The 19390-nt window shown below is 35.9% G+C and carries 18 protein-coding genes and 1 tRNA gene; 17 read left to right on the forward strand and 2 right to left on the reverse strand.

Annotated elements, in window-relative coordinates; translation table 11 throughout:
* The first annotated feature begins 2 nt into the window (after positions 1–2).
* From mnmH to IPJ53_09985, 5 genes are all read left to right on the forward strand, one after another.
* On the forward strand, positions 3–1067 hold the full coding sequence (mnmH, locus tag IPJ53_09965; protein MBK7799430.1) for a tRNA 2-selenouridine(34) synthase MnmH: 1065 nt from the start codon (positions 3–5) through the stop codon (positions 1065–1067).
* Complete coding sequence (selD, locus tag IPJ53_09970) at positions 1039–2097, forward strand: selenide, water dikinase SelD (GenBank protein MBK7799431.1); 1059 nt, start codon at positions 1039–1041, stop codon at positions 2095–2097. The genes mnmH and selD overlap by 29 nt, the downstream gene beginning before the upstream one ends.
* 103 nt (positions 2098–2200) lie before the next feature.
* Positions 2201–2794 (forward strand): hypothetical protein, encoded by a 594-nt coding sequence (locus tag IPJ53_09975; protein MBK7799432.1) that lies wholly within the window; start codon positions 2201–2203, stop codon positions 2792–2794.
* A 27-nt stretch (positions 2795–2821) separates the two neighbouring features.
* The gene (locus IPJ53_09980; protein ID MBK7799433.1) at positions 2822–3343 is read left to right on the forward strand and encodes a hypothetical protein; all 522 of its coding nucleotides are present in this window, start codon (positions 2822–2824) and stop codon (positions 3341–3343) included.
* The gene (locus tag IPJ53_09985; protein MBK7799434.1) at positions 3336–3698 is read left to right on the forward strand and encodes a hypothetical protein; all 363 of its coding nucleotides are present in this window, start codon (positions 3336–3338) and stop codon (positions 3696–3698) included. The genes IPJ53_09980 and IPJ53_09985 overlap by 8 nt, the downstream gene beginning before the upstream one ends.
* An 8-nt stretch (positions 3699–3706) precedes the next feature.
* On the opposite strand, the gene IPJ53_09990 is transcribed toward IPJ53_09985, so the two are convergent.
* Both IPJ53_09990 and dusB read right to left on the reverse strand, forming a co-directional pair.
* Positions 3707–5143: an HD domain-containing protein gene (locus IPJ53_09990; protein ID MBK7799435.1), complete on the reverse strand. Its 1437-nt coding sequence runs from the start codon at positions 5141–5143 to the stop codon at positions 3707–3709.
* Entirely contained in the window at positions 5143–6150 is a 1008-nt protein-coding gene (dusB, locus tag IPJ53_09995) for a tRNA dihydrouridine synthase DusB (GenBank protein ID MBK7799436.1), read from the reverse strand. The genes IPJ53_09990 and dusB overlap by 1 nt, the downstream gene beginning before the upstream one ends.
* 156 nt (positions 6151–6306) lie before the next feature.
* On the opposite strand from dusB, the gene IPJ53_10000 reads away from it, so the two are divergent.
* The 12 genes from IPJ53_10000 to IPJ53_10055 all read left to right on the forward strand — a co-directional run bounded on the left by IPJ53_10000 (position 6307) and on the right by IPJ53_10055 (position 19383).
* Positions 6307–9405 (forward strand): glycosyl hydrolase, encoded by a 3099-nt coding sequence (locus IPJ53_10000; protein MBK7799437.1) that lies wholly within the window; start codon positions 6307–6309, stop codon positions 9403–9405.
* A 60-nt stretch (positions 9406–9465) separates the two neighbouring features.
* Entirely contained in the window at positions 9466–10014 is a 549-nt protein-coding gene (locus tag IPJ53_10005; protein MBK7799438.1) for a pseudouridine synthase, read from the forward strand.
* A gap of 96 nt (positions 10015–10110) precedes the next feature.
* Positions 10111–11667 carry a signal peptidase I gene (gene lepB, locus IPJ53_10010; protein ID MBK7799439.1) on the forward strand — a complete coding sequence of 519 codons (1557 nt, stop codon included), beginning with the start codon at positions 10111–10113 and terminating at the stop codon, positions 11665–11667.
* An 11-nt stretch (positions 11668–11678) separates the two neighbouring features.
* Positions 11679–12572 carry a hypothetical protein gene (locus IPJ53_10015; protein MBK7799440.1) on the forward strand — a complete coding sequence of 298 codons (894 nt, stop codon included), beginning with the start codon at positions 11679–11681 and terminating at the stop codon, positions 12570–12572.
* A gap of 4 nt (positions 12573–12576) precedes the next feature.
* Positions 12577–13368: an ABC transporter substrate-binding protein gene (locus IPJ53_10020; GenBank protein ID MBK7799441.1), complete on the forward strand. Its 792-nt coding sequence runs from the start codon at positions 12577–12579 to the stop codon at positions 13366–13368.
* Positions 13365–14951 (forward strand): S8 family peptidase, encoded by a 1587-nt coding sequence (locus IPJ53_10025; GenBank protein MBK7799442.1) that lies wholly within the window; start codon positions 13365–13367, stop codon positions 14949–14951. Before IPJ53_10020 ends, IPJ53_10025 begins: the two co-directional genes overlap by 4 nt.
* 56 nt (positions 14952–15007) lie before the next feature.
* Positions 15008–15084: transfer RNA gene (locus IPJ53_10030), tRNA-Arg, on the forward strand.
* 22 nt (positions 15085–15106) lie between these two features.
* Complete coding sequence (gene rpmB / locus IPJ53_10035; GenBank protein ID MBK7799443.1) at positions 15107–15340, forward strand: 50S ribosomal protein L28; 234 nt, start codon at positions 15107–15109, stop codon at positions 15338–15340.
* Positions 15341–15359: 19 nt separating this feature from the next.
* Positions 15360–15548 (forward strand): 50S ribosomal protein L33, encoded by a 189-nt coding sequence (gene rpmG, locus IPJ53_10040; GenBank protein ID MBK7799444.1) that lies wholly within the window; start codon positions 15360–15362, stop codon positions 15546–15548.
* 2 nt (positions 15549–15550) lie between these two features.
* Positions 15551–15727, forward strand: coding sequence for a DUF4295 family protein (locus IPJ53_10045; protein ID MBK7799445.1), 177 nt, complete (start codon positions 15551–15553; stop codon positions 15725–15727).
* Between the two features lie 80 nt (positions 15728–15807).
* Positions 15808–16776 carry a signal recognition particle-docking protein FtsY gene (gene ftsY, locus IPJ53_10050; GenBank protein MBK7799446.1) on the forward strand — a complete coding sequence of 323 codons (969 nt, stop codon included), beginning with the start codon at positions 15808–15810 and terminating at the stop codon, positions 16774–16776.
* A 123-nt stretch (positions 16777–16899) separates the two neighbouring features.
* Positions 16900–19383, forward strand: coding sequence for a T9SS type A sorting domain-containing protein (locus tag IPJ53_10055; protein ID MBK7799447.1), 2484 nt, complete (start codon positions 16900–16902; stop codon positions 19381–19383).
* The last annotated feature ends 7 nt before the right edge of the window (positions 19384–19390 follow it).

The following is a 19390-nucleotide window of genomic DNA, read 5'->3' on the forward strand; positions in this document are numbered from 1 at the left end:
AAATGTCGATAGATTATATAAATGCTGAAGACATATTAAAGCTAACGGATAGTTCTCCAATATTGGATGTAAGATCACCTTTAGAATATTTAAATGGTCATATCCCAGGGGCATTAAATTTTCCACTTTTTACAAATGAGGAAAGAGCCGAAGTAGGTACTCTATATAAGAAAAAAGGTTCAAGAGTAGCAATAATAAAAGGTTTAGAATTTGTTGGCCCAAAACTATCTGCATTTGTCCAACAAGCTGATTCTTTAAATACAAATGGTACACTGGCCTTATATTGTTGGCGTGGAGGAAAAAGAAGCGCAAGCATGGCCTGGCTGCTGTCAAATGCTGGTTTTAATATTAAAGTAATAACCGGAGGATATAAAGCCTATAGAAGTTTAGTCCACAAACTTTTTGAACAGCCTGACTGGAAGCTCATTGTCTTAGGAGGAAAGACAGGATCAATGAAATCAAAAGTTTTGAGAGAAATGTCCACTTTTAGTGAACAAATAATTGATCTGGAGAAGTTGGCAAACCACAAAGGCTCTGCTTTTGGATGGATAGATGAAGATGCTCAGCCAAGTACTGAACAATTTGAAAATCTATTATTCAGTGAATTAGTCAAATTTAAAACATCTGAACCAGTTTGGTGTGAAAATGAGTCAAAAACAATTGGGAAAGTTTACATCCCTAATTCATTTTGGAATCATATGCAAAATGGAATCTTATTCCATATAGATGTGGATTTTAACATACGGATTCGACATATTCTTTCCACCTATAATTTGGATAATCATGCAGACTTAATTTTTTCATTTGAAAAAATAAGAAAAAGGTTAGGACATCAGGCTACAGACCTTGCAATTCATTTTATAAAATCAAATCAAATAAAAGATGCTGCTGCGGTTGCACTTGAATATTATGATAAATTTTACGATTATGGATTAGGAAGAAAAAACCCTTCAAGAGTCCTAAAATTTAATTTTGATCATGATAATGTTATAGAAATCTGTGAATCCTTAATACAAGAAAAAAATAAAATTAATTTTAATGAATACTATTCGGTTAACTCAATTTAGTCATGGGGCGGGCTGTGGATGTAAAATTAGTCCGTCGGTATTGGATGAAATTTTAAAATCCGAAAGTAGGCCTATTTTTTCTGATCTTCTGGTAGGATATCAGCAGAAAGATGACGCTGCGGTATTTGATCTTGGCAATGGTAAAGCAATGATCAGCACAACAGACTTTTTCATGCCTATTGTTGACGATGCATTTGATTTTGGTCGGATTGCTTCCGTAAATGCCATAAGTGATGTTTATGCAATGGGTGGGAAACCCTTAATGGCGATTGCTATTTTAGCTTGGCCTATCGATAAAATTCCAATTGAATATGCCAGAAAAGTAATTGAAGGTGCCAGAGCAGTTTGTTTTGAAGCCGGAATTCCTTTGGCAGGCGGTCATAGTATCGATTCTATAGAACCAATTTTCGGACTTGCAGTTTCAGGTGAAATTCCAACAAATCATATTAAAATGAATTCCGGAGCCAAGCCTGGAGATTTAATTTACTTGACAAAAGGCCTTGGGGTAGGGATTCTCACCACAGCAGAAAAGAAATCAATTCTTAAAGCCGAGCATCAAGATCTTGCTAAATCCTCCATGTTAAAACTTAATAAAATTGGTCAGATTCTAGGATCCAAAGAATTTGTCCACTCCATGACTGATGTAACGGGATTTGGCTTGTGTGGACATTTATTGGAGATTTGCGAAGCTTCATGCTTAAAAGCAAACATTAATTATGTTAAGTTGCCTTTTCTTGATCCTTGTGTTTGGGAATATGCGAATCTTGGGGCAGTTCCTGGTGGTACTCATCGCAACTGGAGCTCATATGGACACAAAGTAAAACTTGAAGAAAACTCTTGGTTTAAACTATTAGCTGATCCACAAACTAGTGGCGGATTATTGTGTGCTGTGGATCCGGAATTCCAAAATCAATTTGAAGCAATACTTACAGAACATCAAATTGGTATAAATAAAATTGGCAAATTTGAACCAATTGACCAAGGAAACGACTTTCTGGTAAGTGTCTTGTCAGTTTCAACTGAAAGCTAAAACCAACTTAACATAATATAAATTATGGGAAAGAAACTGTTGATTTTTTGCAAAATAATATGCCCAGGAATGATTAACTTTGTAAGAGAAAATAATTAAAAGAATGGGTTTAATTAGCTGGTTAAAAGGGGTTTTTAATAAAACTGATTCAGATTTTGTGCCTAGCCAAAATAAGTCCGGAAACATTCAAACTGAACCCTTTCAAAAGTTCGAGAGTAATTCAGTCAATCATAATCAAATTGATGACAACTCTGATTCTCCTGAGTTTGGAGATAAAGCCAAAGAATTCTTAAGTAAAACTGGTAAGGAAGTTGTCGAACAGGGAGGTCATCTTTGGAATGAGCTTAAAGAGAAAGTTCAAGAGCTTGACGAAAGCACCAAAGAAGTAAGAGAAAACGTAAAGCAAAAAGCTAAGGAAACTTTGGAAAAAGTAGATAATTTCATAGATCAGGCCATTGAAAAATCCAAGGAAAAGGATGCTGAAGAAGCGTCCATAGATCATGACAAGGATGGTCTGGCGGATACTCCAGTTGATTTTGGAGAAAATTTAGAATCCAAACACAAGGGTTTTTTCGATAAAGCTGAGAGTTGGCTCGAGAACCAGGAGGTTGGTTCTAAAATGGGAGGGTCCAAACCAAATTCAACATCAGAAGCACCTGGCAAGCTACCCACTCTAGAACTACCAAAAGAAGATTAATCATTAAAAACATCTAATTAATTCAAAATGAGTATTTTAAAAAATTTATTTGGAAATCTTTTCGTATCAGCAAAATCAAAAGCTGAGGTTGTAAAAGATAAAGCTGAAGATTTAGCAGCCAAGGCTAAAGATGAAATTAAAGAAACCATCAATGAAATTCAGGAATCTGATGCTTACAAAAAGGTAGCTGACGTAGCTAAATCAGTTGCTGATAAAGCTAAAGAAGAATTTGAAGAAGCCAAGATAGATGCCGCTGAAGGTATTCAAAAAGCAAAATCATGGGCTAATGAAGCTAAAGAAGAAGTTGCTGAAACCATCCAAGAACTTAAAGAGTCTGAGACATATAAAAAAGCTTCTGAAGTTGCAGATCAAGTCTGGGACAAAACAAAGGACGTGGCACAAAATCTAGGTGAGACGGTTGAGAATACAGCTAAAAACCTAGCTGATAAGGCTGGAGAAATATATGCTTCCACAAGGGATAAAGTACAGGATGCTATAGATGGAGATGGGCAATCTGATGATAAAACACCTGAACAAAAGGATGTTTAGAAAGGGTATTCAAATTATCATTTTAGTTTATTCTTTTTTGGGGTGTAATTTGGAATACACTCCCTACTCTTTTGTAAAAAGTGATGAAGTAATTGAGCTTAGATTCGGAAGAAAAATGAGTGAATCATTGTTAGATTCCATAAAGCAAGTTTTAAAAACATCGGGTGTGGAATTAGACTACAGTGAATTAAAATTTGACGGAAATAAGCTCAGTCGATTGGCATTCAAAATTGAATACAATGGAAACTTTGGGGAGGCTAAAACTAATTTTGTAAATAAGGGAAAATCCTTCGGATTTAGAATAGAACCAAAAAATAACTTCATGATGGTAGGAGAGCTTAATTCCAAGCCATAAAAAAAGAATTATAAACTCTTTATTTGATTGAGTCCTAATTCTCTGGCTTTTTCAATCATTAAGCGGTAGGCTGCATCGTATTCGTTTGGGATTACACCATCCAGTATTGATTCCCTTATGGCATTTTTAATAATTCCAATTTCCTTACCAGGCTTCAGGCTGAAGGTATTCATAATTTCTTCACCACTGATTGGTGGCTGCCATTCTCTAATTCTATCTTTTTCTTCAACTTCAATAAGTCTTTCTCTAACTTTTGAATAGTTATTTAAAAACTTTTTAACTTTTTCAGAATTTTTTGAAGTAATGTCCGCTTCGCAAAGCATTAGTAGATCTTCCAGATCTTCTCCTGCATCAAAAAGGAGCCTTCTCAAAGCAGAATCAGTGATAATTTCTTGCGTTAGTGCTATGGGACGAAGATGTAATCTTACCAACTTTTGAACATATTTCATTTTATGATCCAGCGGCATTCTTAAATTTTTAAAAATACGGGGAAGCATGGCAGCACCCAAAGCTTCATGACCATGAAATGTCCAGCCAAGTTCAGAGTCATACCTCTTTGTCTGAGGCTTGGCAATATCATGCAAAATTGCGGCCCACCTCAACCAAAGTTTATCTGTTTTTTTTGCTAAATTATCAAGCACTTGGAGCGTATGATAAAAGTTATCTTTATGACCTTTACCATCCTGATATTCAACTCCATGAAGCATGCAAAGTTCAGGAAAAAAAAGTTCCAATAGTCCGGATTTAAAAAGTTTATCAAAGCCTGAAGAAGGCACTGGGCACAAAATAATTTTTTCAATTTCGGCACTAATTCGCTCCTTTGAGATTATTCTGATTCTCTTTGCATTATTTAGTATTCCTGTCCAGGTGCGAGGCTCTATCTCATAATCTAATTGCGTAGAAAAACGAATGGCACGCATCATCCTTAACGGGTCATCAGAAAAGGTAACATCAGGTTCTGCAGGAGTTCTGATGATTTTCTTCTCAAGGTCATCAAGACCATTAAATGGATCAATAATTTCGCCAAAATTTTCTTGGTTCAAGCTAAAAGAAATGGCATTAATCGTAAAATCTCTTCTCAACTGATCATCCTGCAAAGTTCCCGGACTGACTGTTGGCTTTCTTGATTCTGAATTATAAGACTCTTTCCTTGCCCCTACAAATTCTATCTCGAGATCATGATGCCTGATCATAGCAGTACCAAATCTCTCATAAATGTTTATACTGGGTATTGGTCTAAATTTACTGGCTACTTCCTGGGCTAATTTAATTCCATCACCAAGGCAGACAATGTCTATATCCTTACACGGTCTACCAATCAGTCGATCTCTAACAAATCCGCCAATGGCATAAACCGGATAATTTAATTGTTGGCCACAACCTGATATGATGTCTAAAATTTTTCGTTCAGATGCATCAAGTTTAAAAATTAATTGATTGTTCATCAGACTAACTCTAAACTTTTTAGTTTTGAATATTCAAATTGAATTTGGTCAAGAATTTCAAATAAAACTAATGGATCTAATTCTGTTACCAACTTAGCCCTGTGCTCCTTTATTCCGGGAAGCCCCTTAAAATAATTGGTGTAATGTCTTCTCATTTCCAGGACTCCAAGCCTCTCCCCTTTCCACCTGATACTATTCTTGAGATGATTAAGTGCTGCATTGACTCTTTCCTCTAAACTTGGAGGAGGTAAAATCTCGCCTGTATTAAAGTAATGCTTTATTTCTCTAAAAATCCAGGGATATCCTATACTGGCACGTCCAATCATTATTCCATCAACATCATATCTATTCTTAAATTCCAAAGCTTTTTGTGGAGAATCAATATCTCCATTTCCAAAAATAGGAATGTGGATTCTTGGGTTATTTTTCACTTTACTAATCCAACTCCAGTCCGAATGTCCCTTGTACATTTGGGCGCGTGTTCTAGCATGGATGGTCAATGCTTTAATTCCAATATCCTGAAGTCTTTCAGCTACATCTTCGATAAAAATAGAATGGTCATCCCACCCGAGTCTGGTCTTGACGGTAACGGGAAGATTAGTAGATTTCACAACAGCTTCGGTGAGAGAAACCATTTTGGGGATATCCTTTAGAATACCTGCACCCGCAAGTTTGCATACTACTTTTTGGACAGGGCAACCATAGTTGATATCTAAAAGCTCTGGCTTTGCCTCCTCCACAATTTCAGCAGCCCTCATCATTGAATCATACTCGGCGCCGAAAATCTGGACCCCTATAGGTCTTTCTTCCTCATAAATATCCAGTTTTCGTACACTTTTTTCAGCATCTCTTATAAGGCCCTCAACCGAAATAAACTCTGTATACATCATATCACACCCTTGTTCTTTACAAAGTGCCCTAAAGGGAGGATCACTCACATCTTCCATGGGAGCTAGCAGCAAAGGAAATTCAGGTAATTCTACCGATCCAATTTTAATTAAACTCATTATCAGGCAAAATTAATTCTATCCATCAAAATATCTCCCAAATCCAAATAAATTCAATCTTGGATCAACAATTATCTTAATTGCTCTTCCAATCCAGCACAACACTATATGGTTTATTGATTATGAATGTACATTTGCAAGGTAACAAATTTAAGTATGCATAAATTTTTCTTTCCATTAATCCTCCTGCTATTTGGATTTTCGATGCAATCCCAAAATATTTTCAACCCATTTGAAAAGTACTATTCTGCAATTGAATGGCGACATATCGGGCCTTTTAGAGGGGGTAGATCTTGCGCGGTTTTCGGATTAGTCAACCAACCTAACACCTATATAATGGGATCCACGGGAGGTGGTGTTTGGAAAACGAGTGATTCCGGAAAGACTTGGAAGAATATTTCTGATTCCTATTTTGGAGGATCTATTGGCGCTGTAGCTATTTCTGAATCAGACCCAAATATCCTGTTTGCTGGTACAGGAGAAGAAACTGTAAGGGGAAATGTCTCATCAGGTGAAGGTGTTTGGAGATCAGAAGATGGAGGAAAAACTTGGGTTTTTTCGGGATTAAAAAATACCAGACACATTAGCAGAATAAGGATTCATCCAAAGAACGCTAATCTTGTATATCTGGCTGCAATGGGAGATTTATATAAACCCAGTAGTGACAGAGGCATCTACAAGTCGATAGATGGAGGAAAAAATTGGAAAAAAGTGCTTTTTGTAAATGATTCAGCCGGTGCAGTAGACCTCATTTTTGATCCAAGTTTGCCTCGTATTATGTACGCAACAACTTGGAAAGTCCAAAGATCACCCTATAGTTTGGAAAGTGGTGGAAAAGGTTCGTCGATGTGGAAAAGCACGGATGGTGGTGAAACCTGGAGAGAAATTAGACAAAATAAAGGCCTACCTGAAGGCATTTGGGGGATATCATGTATTACCATCTGCCCTACCCTCCCAGACAGACTTTATGCCATGATTGAGAATGAAAATGGCGGACTGTTTAGGTCCGATGATGGAGGAGATAGTTGGGAAAAAATCAATGAATCCAGGGACTTAAGACAAAGAGCCTGGTATTTTAGCAGATTACAAGCTGACCCGTTGGATCCCAATACGGTTTATGTTCTCAACGTTTCATTTCATAAATCAACGGATGGTGGAAAATCATTTAAAACCATCTCAACTCAACATGGAGACAATCATGATATCTGGATCAACCCCCAAAACCCCTCAAATTTGATTGTTGGCAATGACGGTGGAGCTCAGATCAGCATGAATTCCGGATCAAATTGGTCTTCAGTCCAAAACCAGCCAACTGCACAATTTTATAGATTAACTGTGGACAACTCTTTTCCTTTTAGAATTTATGCAGCCCAACAAGATAACAGCACCGTTAGAATTTCGCATAGAACGAGTGGAAATAAAATTGGAAATGAAGATTGGGAATCCACCGCTGGAGGGGAATCCGGCCACATAGCTGTTGATCCTGACAATCCTGACATAGTGTATGGTGGCAGCTATGGAGGTTATCTCACCAGATATGACCATAAGAATAATCTATCGAGAAATATACATGTTTGGCCAGACAATCCTATTGGTTATGGAGCTGAGAATCTTAAATATAGATTTCAATGGAATTTTCCTATTTTATTTTCGCGTCATAAACCAAAAAAACTTTTCACTGCATCGAATCATCTTCATGTAAGTTATAATGAAGGGCAAAGTTGGGAGACCATAAGCCCTGATCTAACCAGGAACGATCCAAGTAAGCTAAAACCTTCCGGTGGCCCCATTACAAAGGATAATACTTCAGTGGAATATTACTGCACCATTTTTGCAATTGCAGAATCAGTAAAAAAGGAAGATTTGATTTGGGTCGGGAGTGACGATGGATTGGTTCATCTTACAATGGATGGAGGGAAACTATGGACCAATGTTACACCTAAAGACCTTCCATCTTGGTGTATGATAAACAGTATCGAAGCAGACCCCTTTAATGCAGCAGGCGCTTACATAGCGGCAACATCCTATAAATCAGGTGACTACCAACCTTATCTTTATAAGACAGAGGATTATGGCAAAAATTGGAAAAAAATTATTTCAGGGATCGATGATGAACACTTTACCCGTGTCCTAAGAGCGGATCCAGTTACCAAAGGTTTGTTGTATTGTGGAACTGAAAGAGCGATGTATGTTTCGTTTGATGATGGAATGAAATGGTATAATTTTCAAATGAATTTACCTAAAGTGCCCATCACAGATTTATTAATAAAAGATTACTCCCTAATCGCTGCTACCCAAGGAAGGAGTCTTTGGATGATCGATGATCTTACGCCTCTAAGAAATATTCAGGAAAAACAAACCCAAAAGAAATATTTATTACCGCCAAAACCTGCCTATAGAATGAGTGGAGGAATGGATAAGTCCATTGTCAACGCAGGAATAAACCATCCCTCTCAAATAATGCTATACAATTATTTAGACAGTTTTAATTTAAAGGACTCGGTGGAAATAAAATTATTAAGTACAAAAGGAGAATTAGTTACCCAATTATCCACTTTTCATAAAGACAAAAAGTATAGAATTGAACTTAAATCAGGCGCCAATCTTATATTGGTTCCATTTACTATGGAATCAGCTAAATCTGTAGATGGGATGATTATGTGGGGTGCTTCATTAGATGGGCCGCTGGCACCTCCGGGTAAATACAAAATAGTTTATAAATCAAAAAATTATATAGACTCAATAGACTGCCAAATTATTAGAGACCTAAGATTTCCTGTAACAGATCAGGATGTAGTAAGACTTTATAATTTTATAATGAAATTAAGAAACAAAGTTGACGAGTCACATAAAACTATTTTAAATATACGTGATGTCAGAAAACAACTTTCGGAATTTGCTGCAAAAATTGAAAAAAACGATAAGTCTACTACTTTTTTCAAATTGAAATCACAGATTGACAGTACTTTGAATTCTATTGAAAATGAATTGTACCAAACAAAAATGCAAAGTGTCCAAGACCCTATAAATTTCCCTATTAAACTTACCAATAAATTAGCGCATTTAATTGCCTTGTACAATGGATCCTCCTATCCTCCCACAAATCAAGCTGAAGAATTGGCAATGGTTCTGACGGATATGATTGATCAGCAGATTTTGTATTTTAAGAACTTGCAAAATAATGAATTAAAAGAAATTAATCAATTGATACGAAAATCAGAATGGGATGTAATATCACCAAGCAAATTTGAATAGTACTCATTTTAATTTTTTGTGAAAAATCTTAATTACTTTGCCGTTTACAAGCCGTATGGGATGATTTCTCAATTTACCCCTGAAATTGAAGGAGATATTACATTAAGGAACTTGTACAAATTTCCTACTGACGTCTACCCCATCGGAAGACTAGACAAGGATAGCGAAGGACTTTTGATTTTATCCAATGATCCAAAATTAAATTCAACCATATTGAATCCTGTAAATAAGTTCAACAAGGCATATTGGGTTCAAGTTGAAGGCATCGTTGATTTAAATTTTCTAAAAAACTTTTCCAAAGGTGTACAAATTAAGTTGAAAGATAAATTTTATACTACCAAGCCATGTGAGGTTATCCTACTTAATCCCGCTCCAGAAACACCTGAAAGAATTCCACCGATCAGAACAAGAAAAAATATTCCGACTTCCTGGATAGAAGTTAAATTGCATGAGGGTAAAAATAGGCAAATCAGAAAAATGTGTGCAATTTTAGGTTACCCAGTTTTGAGAATTATTCGAATAGCTGTTGGAAAAATAAAAATTGAAAATTTGCAGCCCGGAGAATTTAGAAAATTGACAAAATCTGAAATAATGTCTGGTATAAATTAAATTCGGATACATCTATGTTAAAAGCAACTTGGTCTAAATACTTGTCCTCCCCTTTTTAATTTGAGTATCTTTGCATCAAATTAAAACTTCTTTTTCATGTCGATTCTTATCTTTTTGATTATCAGCTATATATTATTATGCTTAAGCTTGTATTGGTTATTTCCCAAGCTTGGGATAGAAGCGATAAAAGCATGGATACCTGGGGTTAATTTTGCAGAATGGTGTGCATCTATTGGCCACTCCAGAGCTCATGCGCTCTGGTTACTTTTTCCAATCGTCAATATATTTATTCTTGCAGGAATGAGTGTAGATTTAGTAAGGTCATTTGGCAAAATGAGGTTTTGGCATTCAGCACTTGCAGTTATTTATCCTCCTGCCATATTTACGATGATTGCAAAAGACCCCAATTCTCAATTTATTGAGCCCGCTTATATTAAAGAAAAAGAATTTCTGAATGATTTACACCTTGCTCAAAAAGCTAAAGATAGTGGCAAATACGACCGACTCCAAAGACAAAGCCGATACTATAAATCAGCCAGTAGAGAGTGGGTTGAATCTATCATATTTGCTGTTTTCGCTGCAGCTTTTCTGCGCATGTTTATTTTGGAGGCTTATGTTATTCCAACCCCTTCCATGGAGGGTTCATTAAAAGTCGGTGACTTCCTATTAGTCAGTAAAGTGCATTATGGAATCAGGACTCCTATGACAATTGCCATGATCCCCTTGCTACATAATACAATACCCATCATTGGAACTGAATCTTATTTGGAAAAACCTAGTCTTCCATATTACAGGTTACCCAAACTAACCGCAATTAAGCGTAATGACCCGTTTGTTTTCAACTGGCCAGTCGGAGACAGTGTTTATTTAGGCAAAACCCGATCTTGGGCCGCTTTTCAAAAAGACAATAGCCCCTTCGCAGATGAAGACACTCGTGGAGCAGAGTTGAGAATAAGACCACTTGATAAAAAAGACCACTACATAAAAAGATGTGTAGGAATGCCTGGTGACAGTCTTCAAGTTATCAACAGACAACTATATATTAATGGGAATCCCGCAGAAAACCCTAAACATATGCAGTATCTGTATATTGTCAAATCTACCACTACCAATATAAATCTTAAGAAACTTGGCGAATGGGGTGTTAACATTTATGATCCAAATGCTAAATCTGGATTGTTGTATCTAGATCAGGATCAATATGATAAAATTAAAGCCATGGGGTCGGATATTGAAATTATGCCATACCCAACACAAGACAATTCCGTTTTTCCAAATGGTAGAAAAGATTGGAATTTTGATAATTATGGGCCAATATGGATACCAAAAGAAGGTGCTACTGTTAATTTGACATTGGAAAATCTCAATCTTTTTGATCGTGTTATTTCAGTTTATGAAAATAATAAATTAGAAGTAAAAAATAATCAGATATACATAAATGGAAATCCTGCACAAACTTATACTTTTCAACAAAATTACTATTGGGCCATGGGAGATAACCGGCATAATTCAGAAGACTCCAGGGCTTGGGGTTACGTGCCGGAAGATCATATTGTTGGAAAACCATTATTGATTTGGTTCAGCTTAAAAAATGCAAGTTTGAAAGAAGGCATTAACTGGAAAAGAATTTTTCGTTCAGCAAGTGCACAGTAAAATAATCTCTAATGTACAAAATAAAAATCCTGATACTGTATTTTTTACTTTTTTCCCAATACCAGAATTTATCTGCCCAGTTACCGTTATCTCATTTGTATAAAGCAGAAGTTGTAGATTTTAATGCACCCAAATGGAAGTTTAAGAGCATAAGTTTTTTAAGTGATTTTAATCGAAATGGCTACAATAATCAGCCTTTTCAAATTGACCAAGGTCATTTTTTGGCAACCATTAAAACCAAGGAAGAGGAAAGTACTGATATATACTCTTTTGATTTAGATAAGGCAACTTACACACGATTAATTGCAAATTCCGGATCTGATTATTCACCCCGAATAAATCAGGTTGGTCCAAACAGCGAAATCACTTGCATAAATGTTCCTAAAAATGATTCTACACAAAAATTAGTCGCTTATGATAGAGTAACCGGTGAATTTAAGAGAACAGTCTTGGGGGAACATGGTAAAATAGGCTATTACCGGAGTCTTGGTTATAATAAGTGGGTATGCTTTATACTGGATGATCAGCACATTATGGCAATTTGTGAGGAGCAAAATATTTCCAGAAGAATTTTTGCTTCCAATATAGGAAGGACATTTGAAGTGATCTCTGATGATAAAATTTTATTTGTGCATAAAATTTTAGATGATAAGTGGTTACTTAAATCCTACAGCATTAGTAAAGAAAAACTTTTGACCATTGCAGAAATGCCAAAAAAAGTTGAAGACTTTGCTCTTTTGGAAAATGGCAAAATAATATGTGCCCAAAATTCAAAGATTTTGTTACTTGAACCCGACACTTCAATTTGGAAAGAGGTAGCGGATCTTTCATCACTTGGCATTAGGAATATTAATCGACTCAACTTATATAAAAATTCATTAATTTTCGTAAATCTAATTCCCTAGAATTTTGCAAAAATTCTTTGTTGACCAGATTGGAGATATTATTCAATTGCAGAATACGCCAACTAAAATTGTTTCTTTGGTTCCCTCGCAAACAGAATTACTCTCTGATCTTAAGATGGATAAGGAGGTAATAGGAATTACTAAATTTTGCATTCATCCAAAAGAATGGTATCTATCAAAGAAGCGAGTTGGAGGCACTAAAAACCCTGATATAAATCTTATAATAAAATTAAAACCGGATTTAATTATTGCGAATAAAGAAGAAAACAGACAAGAGGATATTTCTTTACTTAAAAAACATGCACCTGTATGGGTGAGCAATGTTCACAATCTATCCGATGCCTACCAAATGATTAGAACAGTTGGGGCAATGTTGAATAAAAGCTCAGAGGCTGAAGTAATTATTCAAAACATTATGAATGAAAAGGATCAATTACTGCCTTTTCAAAACCAAAATAAGTTATTACACGTTTGTTATCTTATTTGGAAGGATCCGTATATGAGTGTGGGAGCTGATACTTTTATTCACGACATGATCAATCAGTTAGGTTGGATAAATGTATTTGGACACAAATTAAGATATCCAGTAACACAAATTGAGGAAATCAAATCTCTGAACCCTAACCTCATTTTACTTTCATCAGAACCCTACCCTTTCAAAGAAAAACACTCCGCTTTGTTTGATCCTATTTCCACAAGATTGGTAGATGGAGAATCCTTCTCCTGGTATGGAAGTAGACTGACACATTCTTTTTCGTATTTTCGCAATCTTAAAGCATCAATTCAATCCAGATGAAAAAATTACTCCCCATATTTTTGTTCATAGTATTTTCTGATCTAATGAGCCAGGTTATCCCACATGAATACCTGATTAAATATACCTCCATCCCAAATTTCAATGACCAACACAGGTCAAATTTATCAGAAAATATTAAGGTGAATATTTTAGCTGGAAACTTCCAGATGGCGTTAATTGAATTCCCGGAATTCTATACAAATTTTCAGGAAATTGAAATCCTGAATAATCATCCATCGGTTATTAGTTTTCAAGCGAACCATACCCTTCAACCAAGATTTTGCCGTCCCAATGACCCAGAGTTCAACCAGCAATGGAATCTTACCAAGATGGGGTTTGAAGATGTGTGGTGTTACCAAAATGAGGGAATCAGTCCCCTAGGTGACACCATTGTGATTGGGGTAATTGACAATGGATTTGACTTTAATCTTGCAGAAATTAAGCCTAATTTGTTCGTAAACTATAAAGAAATACCTGATAATAAATTGGATGATGATGGGAACGGTTTTGTTGATGATTATTTTGGATACAACTCCGCAAGTTTTAATGGAGGAGATAATCACCCTTTAAATAATCATGGAACTAATATTTTAGGTTTGGTAGGTGCTCAGGGAGATAATGGAATTGGTTTATCCGGATCAAATCAACATATTAAAATGCTGATTTGCTCTGCATCGAATGATGCTCATTTAGTGGAATGTTACACCTATTTCCATAAAATGAAAGATGATTATCTCAAGAGCAATGGAAAATCCGGTGCCTATATCGTTGCTACAACCATTTCTTTAGGTTATGACACGGCATTTCCTGATGAATTTCCACTGATTTGCCCATTGTATGATTATTTGGGTTCCGTTGGAATTTTGAACGTGTGTGCAACCGTTAACCGTTCTGATCACGATGTAGCATTAAAAGGAGATATTCCTTCCCTTTGCCCAAGTTTATACTTGATTTCAGTGACCAATACTGATATTAATGATAAAAAGGTAGATGCGGCAGGATTTAGTAAGGAACATATAGATATTGGTGCAAGTGGAGAAAACATTCCTGTTCTTGAGGCAGGCGGGAGTACAGGCTATTCCGCAGGGTGTTCTCTTTCAGCACCCCAGGTTGGTGGAGGAATTGCTCTTTTAAATCAATATTGCAGTACCTATGCCAACTTTGTAAAATCAAATCCAAAGGAGGGATTACTTTTAATGAGAGATTTCATATTGAATTGCGGAGATGTTAATGAAAGTCTTCAAAACATTACCTCTTCTGGTCGAAGATTTAACGCCAGCAAATCGCTGATTTGCCTTGAAAAGTATTGCAACACATTGGTAGACAATGAGTTCGTTGACATACGCCCCAACCCAATAATTGGAGACGAATTAAAAGTGCTTCTAGGTTTTGAACGATTTGGTAAATATGAAATGGAAGTCGTAAATACTCTAGGGCAACGAATTTGGTATCAGGATTTGAACTTTCAGCCGGGTGTAAACAACCGCCTAACAATTAGTTTAAGTAACTGTGATACAGGTGTTTACTACCTATGGATCCGGACGGACAATGGGAAGCTTTCAAAAGCATTTTTTAAAATATGATTAGGATTATTAAATATTTAAAAAAATGCTTTTATCTTTGCACCCTAATTTTCAGAGGCTCCGTAGCTTAACTGAATAGAGCACCTGACTACGGATCAGGAGGTTTCAGGTTTGAATCCTGACGGAGTCACCAGGTGTTATAAAAAGAACGAATTATGTCAAAAGTATGTGATTTAACCGGTACGAGGCCATTATTTGGCAACAAAGTTTCTCATTCCAACAGGAAAACAAAGAGACGTTTTAATCCAAATCTTCAGAAGAAGAGCTTTTATGTTCCGGAAACTAATGAATGGGTTGAACTGAAAGTGACTGCAAAAGCACTTAGAACGATTGATAAATTAGGACTTTTCGACTATTTAAAGAAGCTTGACAAAAAAGCGAATTCCTAATCTTTAACCTATAATTGAGATGGCAAAAAAGAGTAAAGGCAACAGGCAGCAAATCATACTTGAATGTACTGAGCACAAAGCAAGTGGCAGTCCTGGCACATCCAGGTACATTACGGAGAAAAACAGAAAAAATACTCCTGACAGATTGGAGTTGAAAAAGTTTAATCCTATTCTTAGAAAATATACCATTCATAAAGAAATTAAATAGTTATGGCTAAGGTATCCAAAAACGCAAAGGTGGCACAACGTGCTGCCAATTTAGGTTCCGGAAGGGATTTTGTAAAGGTTATAAAATCTATTAAGGATCCGGTAACCGGAAAGTACACATATAAAGAACTAATTGTACATAAGGATAAAGTAAAAGAATTCTTCGAGCAATCTAAGTAATTCATTTTAAGGCTAATAAAGAGATAATGAGAGGTTCTTGTTAAAGGACGTCTCATTTTTTATTTTAAATATAGAGTCACATGGGCTTTTTTGATCGTTTTTTTAGTAAAGAAAAAAAAGAAGACCTGGAACAGGGTCTAGAAAAAACCAAAACTGGTTTTTTTGAAAAGATCACCAAAGCTATTGCGGGAAAATCAAGCATTGATGAAGAAATACTGGATGAATTGGAGCAAGTCCTTATTACTTCTGATATTGGACTGGAGACAACCGTAAAGATCATTGATCGCTTACAGAATCGGGTCGCAAAGGACAAGTATTTAGGCACTTCGGAACTTAGCAATTTACTGAGAGAAGAAATTAGTCTCCTTCTCGCAGAAAACAAAACTGAAGATCTTGATGATTATGATACCGGAAAAACACACCCTCATATAATTTTAGTTGTTGGAGTAAATGGTGTAGGAAAGACTACTTCAATTGGCAAATTGGCACATCAATTCAATCAAAAAGGTAAGAAAGTTTTAATCGCAGCTGGAGATACTTTCAGAGCTGCCGCAGAAGATCAATTGAAAATTTGGTCTGAACGTGTGGGGTGCGACTTTTTTACTAAAGGGATGGGTGCCGATCCATCCGCAGTTGCATATGAAGCAACTCAATTTGCACTCAAGCAAGGTCATGACATAGTTATCATTGATACCGCGGGTAGATTACATACCAAAACCAATTTAATGAATGAACTAGGTAAGATTTACCGGTCTATCAATAAATCAATGCCCGGAGCTCCTCATGAAGTGTTGCTGGTACTGGATGCAACCACCGGCCAAAATGCAATTGAGCAATGCCGTTTTTTTACAGAAACTACTCACTTGACAGGGTTAATTTTAACAAAACTTGATGGAACTGCACGTGGCGGAGTTGTTTTAGGCATTTCTGACCAATTTAAGATACCCATCAAATATATTGGTGTTGGGGAATCAATAGAGAAATTCCAAATTTTTAATCGAAATGCATTTATAGACTTGTTGTTTAAAAAGTCTGATTCGGAATTTTAACTGCCTTTCTTAATTTAATTTTTTCTGGTTTACTTAATCTAGATTAATAAATACAATTAATTGGATTAAGGTTATTTGAGTTAGGTTAAACTGCATAACTTTATCATAAATAGACTTTTGTATATGAATAGATTATACTTTTTGTTTTCTTTACTTTTTGCATCTATCTTATTTTTAGGATATTCTGACAACCCTCCTAATGGATATACTGGAGCCCCTGGTGACGGTATGTGTACCAATTGTCATACACCTGGAGGCCATGGAAACCTAAGTGGCAATGTGGAGATTCAAGGTCTGCCTACTAGCATTACTCCAGGAAATGCATATACTATTACTGTTAGAATAAACAATAACACTACACCCCCAACTGATGCAGAAAGGGGTGGTTTCCAGTTGGTTGCCTTAGATCAATCCAATAACAATATTGGCACTTTTTCAAATGCAAGTTCTAGCTCAACTATAACGCCTTCAGGTGGGAGATCATATTGGGAACACAATCCAGCAAAAAACTTCTCTGGAGGCAACCAGGTAAGTTGGACCGTAACCTGGACTGCCCCAACTATGGCATCCGGACAAGTTGTTACCATGTATACAGCAGCAATTATAGCCAACATTCCCAACGGAAATTCTAATGATTTAATGGATTTAGCACAGGCAACAGGAAATATGCCTGGCCCCCCACCCTTGGGAGCCTCAATTACTCAATTTAAGAATATTAGCTGCAATGGTTTTACAGATGGAAGCATTACAGTCCTTGCAACAAATGGTGTCCCTCCCAATTCATACAATTGGTCAAATGGATTGAATACTTCCACAGTTAATGGTCTTTCAGCCGGATCATATTCAGTAACTGTTTCGGACAACATAGGCGCTTCAGTAGTTCTGAATAAAACTTTAACTCAGCCAACTCCAATAAATTTGAGTTGGGGTGGAAAATTCAATCTTAATTGTGCTTCAGATGCAGATGGTTTAATCAATCTTACTGTTACCGGTGGAATTAGCCCTTATTCTTACAATTGGTCAAATGGCCAAAAGACTAAAAACATCAGTAATCTTAAAAAAGGTGATTACACAGTTACCGTATCTGATAACAATTCTTGTGAATTTATAAAAATCTTTACCATTAATGCACCTGACGCACTTTCTGTTCAGAATTTATTTAGCAAGCACCCTGCTTGTCCTGGTGAATCAAGTGGAGATGTAGAATTAATCACCAAAGGTGGAACGGAGCCTTATAGTTATACTTGGAACACGGGCGAGAAAGACAGTAGAATCAGAAATAAATTGCCCGGCACTTACATGTGTACGATTACTGATAAAAACAACTGTGTAAAGGTGCATTCACTTTTAATTAATGTGCTTGACACTATTAAGCCAAGCATTACAAAGCTCCCTTCGCAAAAATTATATCTAAATACAAAAGGATATGCTTTAATTGACCCGGGATTATTTAAAAGAAATGTGACAGAGAATTGTGACACGGGTGTGGTTATAACAATTTATAAAGACACTTTTACTTGCAAAGATCTTACATTGTCTGAAATGAATATTAGTGTAAAAGACCTTGCAGGTAATGTTACCAATGGATTTGTTTCAATTGAAATTCTGGATACTATAAGACCAAGCATTCTTACCTGGAAAGACAGTATTAGTTATCGATGCAATCTTTTAGTACCAAGACCTGTTGCAACCGATAATTGCGTTGTGACAGAACTCAAACAAACCTCCGGCCCTCAACCAGATGAAATATTTCCGGTTGGCTCATCTACTCTTAATTTTACAGCCAAAGATCAAAGCAATAATTTTTATAATTATAACTATGAAGTGCAGATTAAAAATCCATTAAGTTTAAAAATTGATACTTTGATTTATGACAGATGCACAGGGCGTGACCCGGAAATGTTTGTACAATCATCCCATGCCTTACAAGACACTTATCGAATATTTGTACAAGAAAGATTGATAGGAATATTTGACACATTTTTAATTCAAAAAATAAAAGATTTAAATATTAATGACAGTCTGTTATTTATCGAAGACAATTATGCTTGTAGAGAACAAATAAAATTCAAAGTAGACTATCCAGATACATTAATAAGGCTACTAGATGTTAAAATAACCAACCCTTCAAGTTGTTTAGAAGCAGATGGAAAGATACTGCTGGAATTCAACAATGGCAATGTTCAAGGTTTCTGGTATGACGAGAGTCTTCAAAATAAATTACCAAATCAGAATCCAAATCAATTTAAAGTAGGTAAATATTATTTTATTGCTTCAGACAAACCTGAAGGTGACAGTATGGCTTGTCTTTTTACATTTGGTCCATTCGAACTTGGTTGCAATGTTATTACCAAAGATTTTTCAATTAGTAAGATTAATGTGTATCCTAATCCATCTAATGGAAGGCTTACAATTCATTCAGAGGGTGATGAATTAATTTATATTGCTATCCAAGATTCTCGCGGTCAAATTATTCTAAACAAATCTAATATTCACGCTAATATTTTTGATTTAGAACTCAGCGATTTATCCAGTGGATTGTATTTAATATCCATTCAAACACGAGAAGGCATCAATCGAAGAAAATGGTTATTAAGTAAGATGTAATACGTAA

Source organism: Candidatus Vicinibacter affinis (assembly GCA_016714365.1).
Taxonomy (GTDB): Bacteria; Bacteroidota; Bacteroidia; order Chitinophagales; family Saprospiraceae; genus Vicinibacter; species Vicinibacter affinis.

Bases quoted from the DNA above. Each gene is read 5' to 3' on its own strand.
- mnmH (MBK7799430.1), top strand. From the start codon at position 3: ATGTCGATAGATTATATAAATGCTGAAGACATATTAAAGCTAACGGAT.
- selD (MBK7799431.1), top strand. From the start codon at position 1,039: ATGAATACTATTCGGTTAACTCAATTTAGTCATGGGGCGGGCTGTGGA.
- IPJ53_09975 (MBK7799432.1), top strand. From the start codon at position 2,201: ATGGGTTTAATTAGCTGGTTAAAAGGGGTTTTTAATAAAACTGATTCA.
- IPJ53_09980 (MBK7799433.1), top strand. From the start codon at position 2,822: ATGAGTATTTTAAAAAATTTATTTGGAAATCTTTTCGTATCAGCAAAA.
- IPJ53_09985 (MBK7799434.1), top strand. From the start codon at position 3,336: ATGTTTAGAAAGGGTATTCAAATTATCATTTTAGTTTATTCTTTTTTG.
- IPJ53_09990 (MBK7799435.1), bottom strand. From the start codon at position 5,143: ATGAACAATCAATTAATTTTTAAACTTGATGCATCTGAACGAAAAATT.
- dusB (MBK7799436.1), bottom strand. From the start codon at position 6,150: ATGAGTTTAATTAAAATTGGATCGGTAGAATTACCTGAATTTCCTTTG.
- IPJ53_10000 (MBK7799437.1), top strand. From the start codon at position 6,307: ATGCATAAATTTTTCTTTCCATTAATCCTCCTGCTATTTGGATTTTCG.
- IPJ53_10005 (MBK7799438.1), top strand. From the start codon at position 9,466: ATGATTTCTCAATTTACCCCTGAAATTGAAGGAGATATTACATTAAGG.
- lepB (MBK7799439.1), top strand. From the start codon at position 10,111: ATGTCGATTCTTATCTTTTTGATTATCAGCTATATATTATTATGCTTA.
- IPJ53_10015 (MBK7799440.1), top strand. From the start codon at position 11,679: ATGTACAAAATAAAAATCCTGATACTGTATTTTTTACTTTTTTCCCAA.
- IPJ53_10025 (MBK7799442.1), top strand. From the start codon at position 13,365: ATGAAAAAATTACTCCCCATATTTTTGTTCATAGTATTTTCTGATCTA.
- rpmB (MBK7799443.1), top strand. From the start codon at position 15,107: ATGTCAAAAGTATGTGATTTAACCGGTACGAGGCCATTATTTGGCAAC.
- rpmG (MBK7799444.1), top strand. From the start codon at position 15,360: ATGGCAAAAAAGAGTAAAGGCAACAGGCAGCAAATCATACTTGAATGT.
- IPJ53_10045 (MBK7799445.1), top strand. From the start codon at position 15,551: ATGGCTAAGGTATCCAAAAACGCAAAGGTGGCACAACGTGCTGCCAAT.
- ftsY (MBK7799446.1), top strand. From the start codon at position 15,808: ATGGGCTTTTTTGATCGTTTTTTTAGTAAAGAAAAAAAAGAAGACCTG.
- IPJ53_10055 (MBK7799447.1), top strand. From the start codon at position 16,900: ATGAATAGATTATACTTTTTGTTTTCTTTACTTTTTGCATCTATCTTA.